Source organism: Glaciibacter superstes DSM 21135 (genome assembly GCF_000421145.1).
Lineage (GTDB): Bacteria > Actinomycetota > Actinomycetes > Actinomycetales > Microbacteriaceae > Cryobacterium > Cryobacterium superstes.
In genome coordinates, this window is sequence record NZ_ATWH01000007.1 from 161,397 (window position 1) to 175,176 (window position 13,780).

At 64.2% G+C, this 13,780-nt stretch carries 13 protein-coding genes and 3 pseudogenes; 10 read left to right on the top strand and 6 right to left on the bottom strand.

The genetic code is table 11. The annotated features are described in order from the left end of the window. Nucleotides 1-601: 601 nt before the first annotated feature. On the top strand, nucleotides 602-1,294 hold the full coding sequence (gene merB, locus K323_RS0111495) for an organomercurial lyase (protein WP_022885426.1): 693 nt from the start codon (nucleotides 602-604) through the stop codon (nucleotides 1,292-1,294). Nucleotides 1,295-1,516: 222 nt separating this feature from the next. Further along, nucleotides 1,517-2,473 (top strand): SDR family NAD(P)-dependent oxidoreductase, encoded by a 957-nt coding sequence (locus tag K323_RS0111500; protein ID WP_022885427.1) that lies wholly within the window; start codon nucleotides 1,517-1,519, stop codon nucleotides 2,471-2,473. A 32-nt stretch (nucleotides 2,474-2,505) separates the two neighbouring features. Here the strand turns inward: K323_RS0111500 and K323_RS0111505 are convergent, their stop codons facing one another. The 4 genes from K323_RS0111505 to K323_RS0111525 form a co-directional block, all read right to left on the bottom strand. Then, nucleotides 2,506-3,093 carry a TetR/AcrR family transcriptional regulator gene (locus tag K323_RS0111505; protein ID WP_022885428.1) on the bottom strand — a complete coding sequence of 196 codons (588 nt, stop codon included), beginning with the start codon at nucleotides 3,091-3,093 and terminating at the stop codon, nucleotides 2,506-2,508. 845 nt (nucleotides 3,094-3,938) lie between these two features. Further along, a complete protein-coding gene (locus K323_RS0111510; RefSeq protein WP_022885430.1) occupies nucleotides 3,939-4,439 on the bottom strand; it encodes a winged helix-turn-helix transcriptional regulator in 501 nt (166 codons plus the stop codon). Between the two features lie 81 nt (nucleotides 4,440-4,520). Beyond that, on the bottom strand, nucleotides 4,521-4,859 hold the full coding sequence (locus K323_RS0111515) for an aldehyde dehydrogenase family protein (protein ID WP_211219848.1): 339 nt from the start codon (nucleotides 4,857-4,859) through the stop codon (nucleotides 4,521-4,523). Nucleotides 4,860-4,919: 60 nt separating this feature from the next. Further along, the gene (locus K323_RS0111525; protein WP_033372896.1) at nucleotides 4,920-6,383 is read right to left on the bottom strand and encodes an amidase; all 1,464 of its coding nucleotides are present in this window, start codon (nucleotides 6,381-6,383) and stop codon (nucleotides 4,920-4,922) included. A 171-nt stretch (nucleotides 6,384-6,554) separates the two neighbouring features. Between K323_RS0111525 and K323_RS25570 the strand changes: the two genes are divergently transcribed. The 3 genes from K323_RS25570 (at nucleotide 6,555) to K323_RS25575 (ending at nucleotide 9,988) form a co-directional block, all read left to right on the top strand. After that, nucleotides 6,555-7,790, top strand: coding sequence for an MFS transporter (locus tag K323_RS25570; RefSeq protein ID WP_022885433.1), 1,236 nt, complete (start codon nucleotides 6,555-6,557; stop codon nucleotides 7,788-7,790). Between the two features lie 122 nt (nucleotides 7,791-7,912). Continuing rightward, nucleotides 7,913-8,494, top strand: coding sequence for an NADPH-dependent FMN reductase (locus K323_RS0111535; RefSeq protein WP_022885434.1), 582 nt, complete (start codon nucleotides 7,913-7,915; stop codon nucleotides 8,492-8,494). 93 nt (nucleotides 8,495-8,587) lie between these two features. After that, complete coding sequence (locus K323_RS25575) at nucleotides 8,588-9,988, top strand: aldehyde dehydrogenase family protein (RefSeq protein WP_022885435.1); 1,401 nt, start codon at nucleotides 8,588-8,590, stop codon at nucleotides 9,986-9,988. Nucleotides 9,989-10,084: 96 nt separating this feature from the next. Here the strand turns inward: K323_RS25575 and K323_RS25580 are convergent, their stop codons facing one another. Then, nucleotides 10,085-10,576 (bottom strand): MarR family winged helix-turn-helix transcriptional regulator, encoded by a 492-nt coding sequence (locus K323_RS25580; protein ID WP_022885436.1) that lies wholly within the window; start codon nucleotides 10,574-10,576, stop codon nucleotides 10,085-10,087. 147 nt (nucleotides 10,577-10,723) lie between these two features. On the opposite strand from K323_RS25580, the gene K323_RS0111550 reads away from it, so the two are divergent. The 5 genes and pseudogenes from K323_RS0111550 to K323_RS30685 form a co-directional block, all read left to right on the top strand. Next, nucleotides 10,724-11,911, top strand: coding sequence for a CE1758 family FMN-dependent luciferase-like monooxygenase (locus K323_RS0111550; RefSeq protein WP_022885437.1), 1,188 nt, complete (start codon nucleotides 10,724-10,726; stop codon nucleotides 11,909-11,911). Between the two features lies 1 nt (nucleotide 11,912). Continuing rightward, nucleotides 11,913-12,395 carry a MarR family winged helix-turn-helix transcriptional regulator gene (locus tag K323_RS25585; RefSeq protein WP_022885438.1) on the top strand — a complete coding sequence of 161 codons (483 nt, stop codon included), beginning with the start codon at nucleotides 11,913-11,915 and terminating at the stop codon, nucleotides 12,393-12,395. A 51-nt stretch (nucleotides 12,396-12,446) separates the two neighbouring features. Next, nucleotides 12,447-12,599: pseudogene (locus tag K323_RS29430) on the top strand (SDR family oxidoreductase); the annotation flags it as partial. 50 nt (nucleotides 12,600-12,649) lie between these two features. Continuing rightward, a pseudogene (locus tag K323_RS30875) lies at nucleotides 12,650-12,952 on the top strand (enolase C-terminal domain-like protein); the annotation flags it as partial. Between the two features lie 29 nt (nucleotides 12,953-12,981). Further along, a pseudogene (locus K323_RS30685) lies at nucleotides 12,982-13,197 on the top strand (enolase C-terminal domain-like protein); the annotation flags it as partial. 65 nt (nucleotides 13,198-13,262) lie between these two features. Here K323_RS30685 and K323_RS0111570 read toward each other — a convergent pair. Continuing rightward, entirely contained in the window at nucleotides 13,263-13,766 is a 504-nt protein-coding gene (locus K323_RS0111570; RefSeq protein WP_022885441.1) for a carboxymuconolactone decarboxylase family protein, read from the bottom strand. Nucleotides 13,767-13,780 lie beyond the last annotated feature (14 nt).

Sequence of the window (13,780 nt, forward strand, 5' to 3'; positions counted from 1 at the left end):
ACGGTCATTGGTAGCAATTTGGTAGTTTATGGTAGTGATCCGTGTTTGGTCGGGTGCGCCTTGTGTGCCGCGGAATCACGCGAGTTTTGATTCACCATTTCTGCCGGTGCGCCCTTGGTCGGTTTCCTGCTGAGTGTCGGTTGGCGCTCGCGCTGCTCCCACAAGACGTCCTTCGACAGTTCGACACGCCGCGCGAGGACGGAGCCGCGCAACAGCTGGCAGCTCGCATTGTGCGCATCGCAAGCACAGGAGTCCATGATAAAAGTTGTTAACACCCTTATTAACACTGTGAACAGTTATTAACACCCTTGCTAACACTGTGGAGAATTACAGCGGTGTAATCATTCCAGCTTGTCGGACGGGTTCGCCAGAGGACTTCGATGCAATGGATCGTGTCCTACGCAACCCTGTCACCCGCTCCCCCTCGAACGGATCAGCCGGAGAGAACGCGCCCGCTCGTCAACAACTCTTCGCCTTGGCCGAAGCGGTTGGCGGAGCAGCGGAAGGGAATCCTCGAGTCACTGTGCAAGAGCTGAACCCCGGGCCAGTGGCGTCTGATGGATAGACGTGTCGTGCAGATCCAGGGAAGGCGGAATTAGACATGACGGCCGCAACGCCAGAACCCGAGGATTTGCTCGAGCAGATCCGAGTTCGCATCTACGAGCGCTTTGCCAGCGATGGGCGTGCGCCCGGTGTCGGTGAGCTCGCAATGCAATCGAACGTGGACGAGGCGGAGATCGTCCACGCGTTGGGTGCGCTCCATCGTGAACGATCGCTCGTGCTCGATGAGCGCGGAGACATCGAATTGGCCCACCCCTTTGACGGTCGCGACTTCGGCTTCTCGGTCAAGGGTGGCGACACGCTTTGGTGGGGTGGATGTGCCTGGGACTCGTTCGCCATACCGCACCTCGTTCCGGGTGCATCGCCGGCTCTGGTCGCGACGACCTGCCCCGGTTGTGACACTCCTCACGCGTGGAACGTTTCGGCCTCGAGCCCGCCACCTGGCCCGCAAGTCGCGCATTTTCTCGTGCCTATGGCCCATGTGTGGGACGACGTGACGCATGCCTGCGATAACCAACGCATATTCTGCGACGAGCGATGCGTAGCGGCGTGGCTTGCTCGCACAGGCAATACCAAAGGCACGATCCTCAGCCTGCCGACCCTCTGGCGCCTCGCGTCTCGGTGGTACGAGGGGCGTCTCGGCTATGGGTACCGACCGCGTCAGCCCGAGGTGGCTGCTGACTATTTCCGCGAGGTGGGCCTAATCGGAGCCTTCTGGGGCACGGCGGTTTGATCCCGCCTGCACGCTCGATTCTCTCGAACGCCTCGCGCTAAACAGTAATCCAACCGTCTGGTTGATAATGTCGAGCTCTCGGTATAGGGTAGAATCAAACGGTTGGTTTAATCCTGGAGTACTCGCTCTGCGCAGACTTCGCTTGGACCCCGACTCCGATGAGTTGTCACCGGGTTGTTCCGTGCCTCTCAGGTCAGCGCGTAGTACCAGAAAGCAGACGACATGACTGTCAATATCATGCCCTTCGGGGCAACATCCACCGCCACCGAGGTCCTCGAGGGCATCGACCTGACCGGCAAGCGCGCGATCGTCACTGGCGCGTACTCGGGTATCGGGTTCGAATCGGCAGTCGCGCTCGCGGCCGTCGGCGCTGAAGTGACATTGGCCGTCCGCAACCCCGAGGCGGGTGCGGACGCCGCCCGCAAGATAAACGACGTCACCGGCCGCGATGACGTCCACGTCTCCCGCATCGATTTGATCGACAGGTCGAGCATCCGCGAGTTCGTCTCCGCGTGGTCCGGACCGCTGGACATCCTCATCAACAACGCAGGAGTCATGGCACTGCCCGAGCTCCACCGGACGCTCGAGGGGTGGGAGGCCCAGTTCGCGACGAATCACCTCGGATCGGCCGCGCTCACGCTCGGTCTGCATGACGCCCTCGCCGCCGCTGGGAATGCGCGGGTGGTCATGGTCTGCTCGAGTGCGCATCTGATGGCGCCGGTGGACTTCGACGACATCCATTTTGAGTCGCGCCCCTACGAGGCCTGGGCGGCATATGCGCAGTCGAAGACTGCAACTCTGCTTTTCACCGTCGCCCTCGCTCGGCGCTGGGGGGCGGACGGCATCACCGTGAACGCTCTCCACCCCGGCGGTATTATGACCAACCTCCAGAGGCACCTCGATGACGCGGCGCTCGCCTTCGTCGGGGCGAAAGACGACAAGGGGAACACGCTCGATGTGCCGCCGGGGTGGAAGACGCCGCAGCAGGGCGCAGCCACCACGGTGCTGCTCGCGGGGTCGCCGCTGGTCGAGGGCGTCAGTGGACGCTACTTCGAAGACGTGAATGAGGCGGCCGTACAGCCCGAGCCTGCAGGAGGCAAGGCCGGAGTGGCGCCCTATGCGGTCGACGCCGAGACTGCGGAACACCTCTGGGACGTGACGGCACAGCTCCTGGCCTGAACTCGTCAAGATCGCGGCGTCCGTTGCTCCTGTCAGGGGGCGACGGGCGCCGTTGGTGCGTGGAGCAGCGAATCCGTCATCGCAGCGACGGTCGCGACGATCGCGCGACGGTGTCTGGCTCGACGCTCGGACTCGTTCGCGGCACCGGAGTCGCGAATCGTGCCGGGCGTGTTGCCCCACGCTTGCGCGGCGGCGAGGGCGAGCATCATGGCATCCGCACCCGTCTCCACGTCGACTCCGTGCGTGAGGGCCAGCTGCTGCGCCTTGGACTGGTGCGCGGCCTGCTCCTCGGGAGAGGCGTCAGAACGCTCCAGCGCCTTCCACTGCGTCAGCCGCAGGAGTCCAGGATCGTTCTCCAGATAGTCGAAAATGGCGCCCGCGTAGCCAGGGAGGTCGTGGGGCGTGAACGGGACCACGTCGGCGAGGATCCGCAGACGGGTGCCGAGGACCGCATCGAAGAGAGCGTCTTTCGAGCCGAAGTAATGGTAGATCGCCTGCTTATTGGCTTTCGCACCCGTGGCGATGCGATCCACTCGGGCGCCCGCGAGTCCGTGCTCGACGAACTCGCGATACGCGGCGTCGAGGAGACTCGCCTTCGTGGCTGCGGAGTCATAGGCCATGCACCCAGACTAAACCAATTGGTTACCCTGGAATGAGGCTCGGGCCAGTCCGGAGCGGTGATCCCCCCAGAGCAGGGCCGCGGTGGAGCTGAGCGTGCTATCTCGACTCCACCGTGGAGTGCTGTTCTCTCGACGACCTCGTCAGGTCAGTGCACGCCGAACCCGACGCTGGACGAGATGCCGAAACTGGTCGTCGCGACCAGCGACGTACCTCGGTTGCAGATCCGATGGAGTGAATGTGAACGCCACATCGCCATTGCCGTTTGTCGCGGGTAAGCGTCGGCGTGGTCGACGCTCGTCGTCGTCCGCCATTGCTTCGGGCAGATGCGCCGCGGAGAAGGCCGCGCTCACAGTGCGGTATGACGATCGCGCCAAGTATGCGTTCCGTCCTATGGGGCCCGACGATCTCGCCAACCGTAAGTAGCGCTATCGAGGCCGGCACGACGGGGACTCTTCGCGCCCAAACCATGAGCCATCCAAGCGGGCGTCCCCGGACAACCGGTCTCTCACCTCGTGCACGCCAGGAGGCCAGTGTCTCTGCGGAAAGACCATCATGCTCGCCCGTCCAGTCGCCGTCGCGCACGACGCGGATCTTCGGCGACCGCTTCAATCCCTTCACCACTGGCACGAACCACTCCAGGCGCGCCCCGGTCTCACCGCTGTACCAGCGCCGCAGTGCTCCGTCGAGCTCGGTGGACTCGAAGTCGATGGCGGCGCGCGCATTCTCGAACTGTGGCAACGTGCCACGAAGTGCAGGCGTCGTGATTCGGTCTCCGTCATGGTCGGTCCTTCGTGTGTTTCAGGGCAGCACGGCGTTCACGGGGCCGACAGGTATGCGCGGCGGTCTAGGAGTCGGACGGCGACAAAGGTCGAGGACCGTTCGTCACGATAGCGACGTCCTCGAGATCGAGGGCCTCGCCGGATGCGGTTCGCAAGGACACCTTTACCGGCTCGCCGGTGCTGCGCTCGACCAGGCGGAGCGGGCCGCCGCCCTCGCCCTGCAGGTGTTTGTCTCCCCACTGCATGAGGGCGAAGACGACCGGTACGAGGTCTCGGCCCTTCTCGGTGAGCAGGTACTCCGACCGTCGGCGCTTGCCCAGCTCCTGATAGAGCTCCTTGGTGAACAACCCCAGCTTCGTCAGTTCCTTGAGTCGAGCCGCCACGATCGCGTCAGTGAGCTTGGTGCGCCGGGCGAAATCGTCGAACCGCGTGGTTCCGTAGAACGCCTCGCGCAGGATGAGCATGGAGGAGCGAGTGCCGACGGCTTCCATCGAGAGCCCGATCGAGCAGGTGTCGAGACTCCAGGTGCGCCGGTCGGCGAGGACGCCTTGGAATGCGAGCGCCATACCGCCCCCCTTCTTCACTTCTGACTATACCAGCCGAGAGCCAGGCATGCTGGGTGCACGCGGGCAGGTAGGCGTTGATGCCTACGGAGCCGGTCTGGATCCTTCTCGCGATCGCGACACCGCGGCCATGGTCCTTCGTCCACACCGTCCCACGAGACCGAACGATGAGGCGTTGGCAAGGCGGATGGCCTCGTCTTCATCGCCGTAAGGGATGACTGAGAGCGCGGGGCCGAAGATCTCCTCGCGCGCGATGGTCGAACGGTTGTCGACATCTGCGAACGCTGTCGGTTCGACAAACCAGCCGCGTTCGACATCGTGCGGTCGCCCTCCACTCACGAGGCGCTCTCGTCTTTGCCCTTCGCGATGTAACGCGTCCGTCCAGGAATCGGGTGCACAGGTGGCGGTGGCTGGCAGCGCGATCTACAGCGCGCCCAATGTCGGGGCCGCCGCCGCAAAGCTGCGTACCGAGACCGTCTGACCTCAGAGCGGCCGTGCGGGCGTGAATCCCCCGAACTCGCGCTCGATGAGCTGCGCGAAATGGATCGGCGTACGGTCCTCGAAGAGCGGACCGATCAACTGCGCTCCGATCGGAAGCCTTTCACTCGACTGGGCAATCGGAGCCACGGTCGCCGGTAATCCTGGGACCGTGGCGATGCCTGCCCAGACGAGTTGATCGCCGTAGTCGTGTTCGGCTCCGTCGATCGTGATCGACCGCGTCCACTGATCTGCGCTGTGGTCGTGCGCGAACGCGGTGGTGGGGGATGCAGGACAGATCACGATATCGAACTCCGTGAAGAGTCGACTCCATGCGGCACGGTGCTGGCTGCGCAGCGCATCGTCGGCCAGCCAATCCCGGTAGCTCGAAGAGGCTCCCCGCGACCGCTCTGCTGCAAGCGACGTGTCATCCGGGTCGAGGGTTACAGCCCGTGCCGCGGCCTGCTCGTACACATGCGACGGATAGGTGGATGCGACCGATGCGAGCAGAAGTCGCATGTAGATCCGCGCTGCTTCGGTCGGGTCGGGCAGTAGATCGCTGTGTCGCTGCACTCGCACTCCGGCTGAACCCAGATCGGAGGCGAGGCTTTCGAGTGCCATCCGAATATCGGAGGAAGTGGGGATGAGCGGATGCGTGTCGACGATGAGGACTCGATACTCCGAAAGGTGCTCGTGACGAGGTGGTCTCAGGCTGAGCGTGTGCGCGATTCCCAGCCCCGTCTCATCGGGCTCTGCCAGCAGATCGAGCATCAGAGCCAGATCGACCGCGCTGCGCGCCATCGGTCCGATCACCGTGAGGTCGCGGCTGTACTCCAGTGGGGCCGAGAAGGGGGGCGTATGTCCCCGCGAGGGCAGCAGACCGAAGGACGACTTGTGGGCGTAGGTTCCCGTGAAGTGTGCGGGAACCCGGAGCGATCCCGCGATGTCCGACCCGAGCGATATCGCGCCGAACCCGGCCGCAAGCGCTGCAGCGGATCCTCCAGAGGATCCACCCGGTGTGCGGTTGAGGTCCCAGGGGTTGCGTGTCGTGCCGTAGATCGGGTTGTAGCTCTGGAGGTCGCCGAGGGCAACGGGAACGTTGGTCTTGCCGAGGATCACGCCGCCTTCGGACTTCATCCGGGCCACCGCGAGGGCATCCTCCGTAGGAACGAAGTCCTTCAGGGGCGGGATTCCCCATGTCGTCGGCATGCCTGCGACGTTGAACGATTCCTTGACCGTCATCGGCACGCCCAGCAGGCGGCCGCGCCCGCCGCGTGCTCTCGTCGCATCTGCGAGGCGAGCGGCATCCACCGCTCTGTCGAAGTCGTGCACCACGACGGCGTTGATCTTGTCGTCGTGGTCTTCGATCCGCGCGATCGCGCTTTCGGTGAGTTCGACGGACGACACCATGCCCGCGTTCATGGCGGCCGTCAGTTCAGTGGCCGTGGCGTACGTGTATTCAGACGACATCAGATTCCTGTCTATCGAGAACGAGGTCAGACCGCACGGGGCTGACTTGACTATAATATAGTCAGCATATAGCCTTCTGATTGCCGCAAACCCAAAGTCGGCCCCGGCAGGCGACCCAACCCTTACTCGCACGCCTCGTTCTCCGACGCAGACTCATCGAGGAATCCGTCCATGCCCACCTCCAGGGCGTCGCAAGACGCACCAGCGCGCACGAAGTCTTCTGCGATCGTTCCGGCGACGGTCGCCTTCATCGGGGCTGCGGTGAGTTTCACCAGCCTCTATCTCGCAGCGGGGGCGCCCACGCCCCTGCTGGTGCTCTACCAGGACCAGTGGGCCTTTCCGGCGGTGATCCTGACCCTCGCCTTCGCTGCGTATTCCGCCGGCTTCCTCATTGCGCTTCTGACGGTGGGTTCGCTCTCGGATCACCTGGGGCGTCGTCCCGTGATCCTCGGCGCACTCGTCGTGCAGCTGCTCTCCGTCGTCATGTTCCTCTTCGCGCCGGACATCGGCTGGGTCACTGCCGCCAGAGTGGTGCAAGGCATAGCGACCGGTGCCGCGACCAGCGCATTCACGGCAACTCTCGTGGAACTGGCGCCGACTCGCCGCAAGCGTCTGGCCACAATCCTGGGGACCGTAGGCGTGACCGGCGGACTCGCCGTAGGCGCACTTCTCACCGGCGTGGCGATCGAGTACGCGGATGACGCGAACACGATCGTGTTCGTCACGATCGGAGTGCTGACGGTCCTCGGAATCGTGATCGTCGCCCTGTCCCCGGAGACTGTCACCAAGAAACGAGGAGCGCTGCGCTCGCTCATCCCACAGATCGCTGTGCCCGCCCCCGCACGCCGGGAGTTCGCGGCCGCCGCACCGGTGATCGTGTCGATCTGGATGCTCGCCGGTCTGTCACTCGGCCTGGCGCCGACCATCGTGCGCAACGTGTTCCAGCTGGACAGCGGCCTCCTCAACGGATTCTGCGGATTCATTTCCCCGGCCGTGTCGGCGATCATCGCCTTGATCTTCGCGCGGGTGCGCCCTCGACGCGCGATTCGTCTCGGGATCTATGCCTCCGTGATCGCAACCGCCTTGATCGTGGTCGCTGTGCTGACGGGGAGTCTGGCCACGATGATCGGGGGTCAGGTCGTCGCCGGACTGGGGTTCGGTGCCGCGTTCTCCGCTTCGCTGCAGCTCATATTCCCGCTCGCGGCGGCGCACGAACGAGCCGGCCTCGTCGCTGCCATTTATGTCGTCGCCTACATCGCGTTCAGTCTGCCTGTCGTCGTCAGCGGCCAGCTCGCCGGCGTCCTGGGGCTCCCCGCGGCGGTGGCCTGGTACGGCGCGGTCACGATCCTGCTCGCGCTCATCAGCCTCATCGCCCAGTTGCGCCTGGCTAAGCGGGAGCGAGACTGATGCGGCCGGTTACTCCGATGAATCCATTGAGATCGGGAATACTTGCGCCCGCAAGTATGTTTCGCCCGAGTGGGACACACACGTTCCCGAAACACTTCTCGTGAAAGGCACTACCAATAACCATGGTAAGAATCGGCATCATCATCGGCAGCACGCGTCCTGGTCGTAACGGCGAGGGAGTGGCACGTTGGATCTTCGACAAGGCGCAGCGACGCACGGGCGCGGAGTACGAGCTCATCGACCTCGCGGACTTCGGGCTTCCCCACCTTGACGAGGCGCTGCCGCCGGCCATGGGACAGTACAGCCAGGAGCACACCAAGAAGTGGGCGGACACCATCGCGCGCTTCGACGGCTACATCCTGGTGACTCCCGAGTACAACCACTCGACGTCGGGTGCCCTGAAGAACGCGATCGACTTCCTCGGCAACGAGTGGTACAACAAGGTTGCCGGCTTCGTCGGATACGGCGTCTACGGCGGCGTGCGCGCCATCGAGCACCTGCGACTCGTGTTCTCGCAGCTCCAGGTCGCGACGGTGAGCGCCGCAGCGACGTTCAACCTCATGACCGATTTCGAGAACATGAGCACGTTCCGCCCTGCGGAGTACCACGAAGCGTCCGTCACCGCACTCTTCGATCAGGTCGAAAGCTGGTCCGAGGCACTCGGTGAGGTGCGGGCCCGCGAACAGGTTCAGGCAGCAGCCTGAAACGACGGCGGGGTGCCCGTGGCAGTCGCACAGGCGCCCCGCCACCTTCACAATGCGCCGGCGTAGCCCGACGGTTAACAGAAAGGCAAGACAATGGCGATGACAACAGCGCCGAATTCATCCGGTTACGCCGAGGTGTTCCACGGGCAGAAGGCTCGATTCGCTTCGGATGCGACGAAATCCTACGAATGGCGGATCGATCAGCTCACGCGCCTCGAACGGCTGATCGGCGAGAATCAGGAGAAGCTCATAGCTGCCCTGGCAGCCGACTTCAAGACGTCCATCTGGGACAGCTCTGCGGAGTTCGGGGTATCTATCGGCGCGATCGCCGAGGCGAAGGCGAGTCTGAAGGAATGGATGAAGCCGACGCCGATGGACCTGCCCGGGTCCTTCGCCTCGAAGGGCTACGAGGCGCGAGTGTTCCACGATCCATACGGAGTCACGCTCCTGATCGCTCCGTTCAACGCGCCGCTGGCCTTGCTGGTCGCACCGCTTGTGGCGGTGCTCGCTGCGGGCAATCCCGCGATCGTGAAGCCGTCTGAAGTCACGAGCCATGTGGCCACGACGCTGGGTGATCTGTTCCCGCACTACTTCGATGAGCGAGACGTCGCGATGATCCGCGGCGACCGCGAAGTCGTTTCCGCGTTGCTGAAGCTCCCGTTCGACTTCATCTTCTTCACCGGCAGCGTTCCGGTCGGAAAGATCGTCATGCGAGCGGCCGCTGAGAACCTCACACCGGTTCTCCTCGAGCTGGGCGGTCAGAATCCGTCGATCGTCGATGAGACGGCGAACCTGCCCGATGCGGCGCGGAAGCTCGTCTGGGGAGCTATGGCCTTCGGGGGGCAGTGGTGTGTCTCCCCGGGGTACGTGTACGTGCACGAGAGCGTGGCTGCAGAGTTCGTGGAGGAGACGAAGAAGGCCGTCATCGAGTTCTACGGAACCGATCCGGACGCGAACCCCGACCTGTCCCGAATCGCGACCGAGAAGGATGTCGTGCGACTCGCCAGGTTGATCGACCCGACCAAGGTCGTCATCGGGGGTGAGAGCGATGTCGCATCGCGCTATGTCGCTCCGACGATCATGTATCCCGTCGCTGACGACGACCAGGTCATGGAGGAGGAGATCTTCGGGCCGATTCTCCCCGTTCTGCCCTACCACGACCTCGACGAGGCCGTCGCCGCCATCAAGAGGCGCCTGTCAGCGCTGTCCACCTATATCTTCAGTCGAGATGAGGACCGCGTGGCAAAGCTGCTTGCGACACTGCCCTTCGGCAACGGTTCGGTGAACCTCACCATGCTGCAGCTGTTCTTCTCCAATCTCCCCTTCGGCGGTATCGGCGCGTCGGGGATGGGCCAGTACCTCGGCAAGACAGGATTCGACTCCCTCAGCCACAGGAAGTCGGTTCTGTTCTCTCCGGCTGACGAAGCAGTCGAATCCCTTTATCCGCCATACGACGCCGAGACTCCCGGCCGCATGGCACGGATGTTCGACTGATTCCGTTCGGCTCCGCCCTGTCGCGCTGTTCGGCGGCCAGGGTGGAGCCGTTCGTGCATTCATCCCAGGACCCGTCGGCGAGTGCGACCTCGACCTTCATGGCGCGTTCTCGGCCCCGATATCCGATGTTCCACCCTCGGATTGCCGTGCACGTTCGGCCGCGTTCAGAAGGGCCTGAGTCAGGTCGCGGAGCGTCTCTAGCTGGTCGTCGTCCAGCGCTCGGGACATCGCCTCACCCACGTGCCGGAAGAGTTCCGCGCCGACTCGACGTTGAACGGCCCGCCCCGCCGCCGTGAGGACGATGCGCGATACCCGGGCGTCGGCGGGATCGTTTTGACGATCGACGAGCCCACGTTCATGGAGCCGGGACACCAATCGTGAGATGCCGGCCTGAGTAAGCAACGCGTCGTCGCCCAGCTCCATGACTCGAAGCCCATTCGGGGCGACTGAGAGCGCATGCAGTACGCCGTACTCGCGTGGCAGGACGTCACTCCAGCTGACGAGCAGCTGGAACTCCCGGACGAGCGTGGCCTGCGCCCGAAACAGTGCTTCCCACGCCGAGTTGGCCAGCTTGAAGTCCGTACTCATCGCGATACTAGCCTCCCCTTCATCTTCGTCGGGCGGCTCTCGCCCGACTCCACTGAGTCACCAACGTACAGCGGTTGCAGACGCAGCCGGGGAATACATGCGCAGTCATGTTGTTTACTTCCGTATACACACACGAAGGGGCACATCATGCAGTTCGGCATTTTCACGGTCGGTGACATCGCACCCAGTCCGTTGACGGGATACACCCAGAGCGAGGCGGAGCGCATCGCCAACCTGGTCCGTGTGGCGCAGCGCGCCGATGAGGTGGGACTCGACGTGTTCGCCCTCGGTGAGCATCACAATCCGCCGTTCATCCCGTCGTCGCCCACGACGCTGCTCGCGCACATCGCGGCGCTGACGAAGCAGATCATGCTGAGCACGTCCGTCACCCTGATGACCACGAACGATCCGGTGAAGATCGCAGAGGACTACGCGATGCTCCAGCACGTCGCGAACGGGCGACTCGACCTGATGGTCGGGCGCGGAAACACTGTCCCCGTCTACCCATGGTTCGGGAAGGACATCCGCGAGGGCGTGGCCCTGGCCTTGGAGAACTACAACCTGCTGCATGACCTGTGGCGCAAGGACGTCATCGACTGGGAGGGGCAGTTCCGAACACCGCTGCAGGGCTTCACATCCACCCCGCGACCGCTCGATGACGTGCCGCCGTTCGTCTGGCACGGGTCCATCCGCACCCCGGAGATCGCCGAGCAGGCCGCCTTCTACGGCAACGGATACTTCGCGAATCACATCCTCGCGCCGAATCTCCACTTCAAACCGCTCGTGGACTTCTACCGTCAGCGGTTCGAGCACTACGGACACGGCTCCCAGGCGCAGGCGATCGTCGGGTTGGGCGGACAGGCATTCATCGCGAAACGCTCGCAGGATGCCGTCGAGACCTTCCGGCCCTACTTCGAGAACTACCCGGTGTTCCGCGGCAGCTCGCTCGATGACTACATGAGCCGCACGCCGCTGAGCGTCGGCAGCCCCCAGGAGGTCATCGACAAGACCCTCACCTTCCAGGAGGGGTTCGGCGACTACCAGCGTCAGCTCTTCTCACTCGACAGCATGGGGCTCCCGGTCGAGATGGCGCTTGAGCAGGTCGAGCTTCTCGGGACCGAGGTGGTGCCCGTGCTTCGCAAGGAGATGGCGGCCCGTCGTGCCGATGACGTGCCGGGGGCGCCCACTCACGCGAGCCTTATCGTCGATAAGTACGGCGATGGTGAGCCTCGTCAGCCGCGTCCGAACCCCAACCGGGGCGACAACCTGTCGGGGACCTCGCCGTATCAAGACAGCGACCCGGAGCTGCAGGCGCGGTTCCCGACGGCGGTCTGACTTGCGTTCCCATCTGAGGCTGGCGAATAAGGCCTGGGAGGCGTACTACCGTGCGCACGCGACTCTCACGCGAGAGTTCGCCGACGCCGACATCTGGAACGGTGTTGACACATCGGAGTACACGGTGCTCCCCGTGCTCTCGACGAACCCTCGCGGCGTGAGCATCACCGAGCTCGGCAGGAACCTCCTCTTGTCGCAGCCGTCCGTGTCTCGGCTCGTGGCGCGCATGGAGAGCCGCGGTCTCCTTCGACGGGGGGAGGATTCAGCGGATGGTCGTATCTGGAGGATCCATCTCACCGATATCGGACGTGACGTGCAGCAGTGCGTCGGCAGGAACGTGGCGAGGCGTGTCGATCACGCCATGGCCCGCTCGCTCGACGTCGCGCAGATGGTCGCCCTCCGTGATCTGAGCGAGGCGCTCCTAACAGGGGCTAGCGGATCAGCGGACGCCTCGCCGACGTCGAGAGAGAGGGCAGGCCGATGATGGCACCGGGGCGGACTCGCCGGTCTCGCACCGGACCCGAACCAGGCCGAAGGACTGCTCGCCATGCTGGCGGGCAACGTCCCGCTGGGTCGTCTCGCACACCCGGATGAGATCGCAAATGTCGTGCTGTTCCTCGCCTCTGCCCAGGCGAGCTTCATCACGGGCACAGAGCTGTCCGCTGATGGGGGCGAAGTACAGCTCTGAGGGGCTCCGGCCGCGGCGTGACTGGGGCGCGCCGCGGCCGGGAGAGGGCCGTGCGCGAAGCTGTGGGGCCCGATACGCGGATCGTCTGCGACGGCAACGGCAACGGCAACGAACGCATGGATCTGCCGACCGCTATTCACCTCGGCCATCGGCTGGCCGAGCTCGACATCTTCTGGTTCGAGGAGCCGATCTCAAGCGATGATGTGGAAGGGCATCGCCGATTGCGAGCATCGCTCCCCATGGCGATCGCGGGTGGTGAGCATCTCACCAGCGTCGGCGAGTTCATGCGCTTCATCGATGCGGAGGCACTGGATGTCATCCAGCCCAACGCCACGAGGGTCCGCGGTGTCACCGAGATGGTCAGGAGAGGGAGGTCGCGGCGGCGCACGGCCTCATGCTCGCACCGCACTTCTGGAATGAGCGTCACGTGCACGTCGCGGCAGCAGCGCTCGCGTCGACCTACGTCGAGTACTTCCCCCACCTGCACCCCTACATCGAGCAACCGCTCGAGACGCGCCGCGGCGAGGTCGTCGTGCCCGATCGTCCAGGGCATGGCATCGTCTTCACCCAGGAGACCTGGGAGCGATTCTCCCTCTAGGCGGGACCGCGCTTCCTCCGTCGCAGCCGTGTGAGACGAACCGGAGGAAGCGCGGTAGCGAGAATCTAGTGAGCGGGGCCGGAGTAGTGACCCGGTGTCATCCGGGATGCGACGCCGAAGCGGTTGAAGGCGTTGATGGCGACCACCACAGCGATCACCTGGGCGAGCTCGTCGTCCTTGAACTCACTCGCCGCGCGTGCATAGACCTCGTCGCTGACGAAGCCGTCAGTGAGCACGGTGACCGCCTCGGTGAGTTCGATCGCGGCCAGCTCGCGCGCCGTGTAGAAGTGCTTCGACTCGGCCCAGGCGCTGAGCTGCACGAGGCGCTCGATGCTCTCGCCTGCGGCAAGTGCGTCCTTGCTGTGCATGTCGAGGCAAAACGCGCAGTGGTTGAGCTGCGACGCGCGCACCTTGATGAGGTTCACGAGGGATTCCGGCAGATCCTTCTTGGCGGCGGCGGCGTCGAGTCGAAGGAGAGCCTTGAACACATCCGGCACCTGCGCCATCCAGTCGAAGCGCTGGGGGTGCTCGGGGGTCAGTTGGTCGGGGGTCGTTGCAATGTCGGTCATGATTCGACACTACG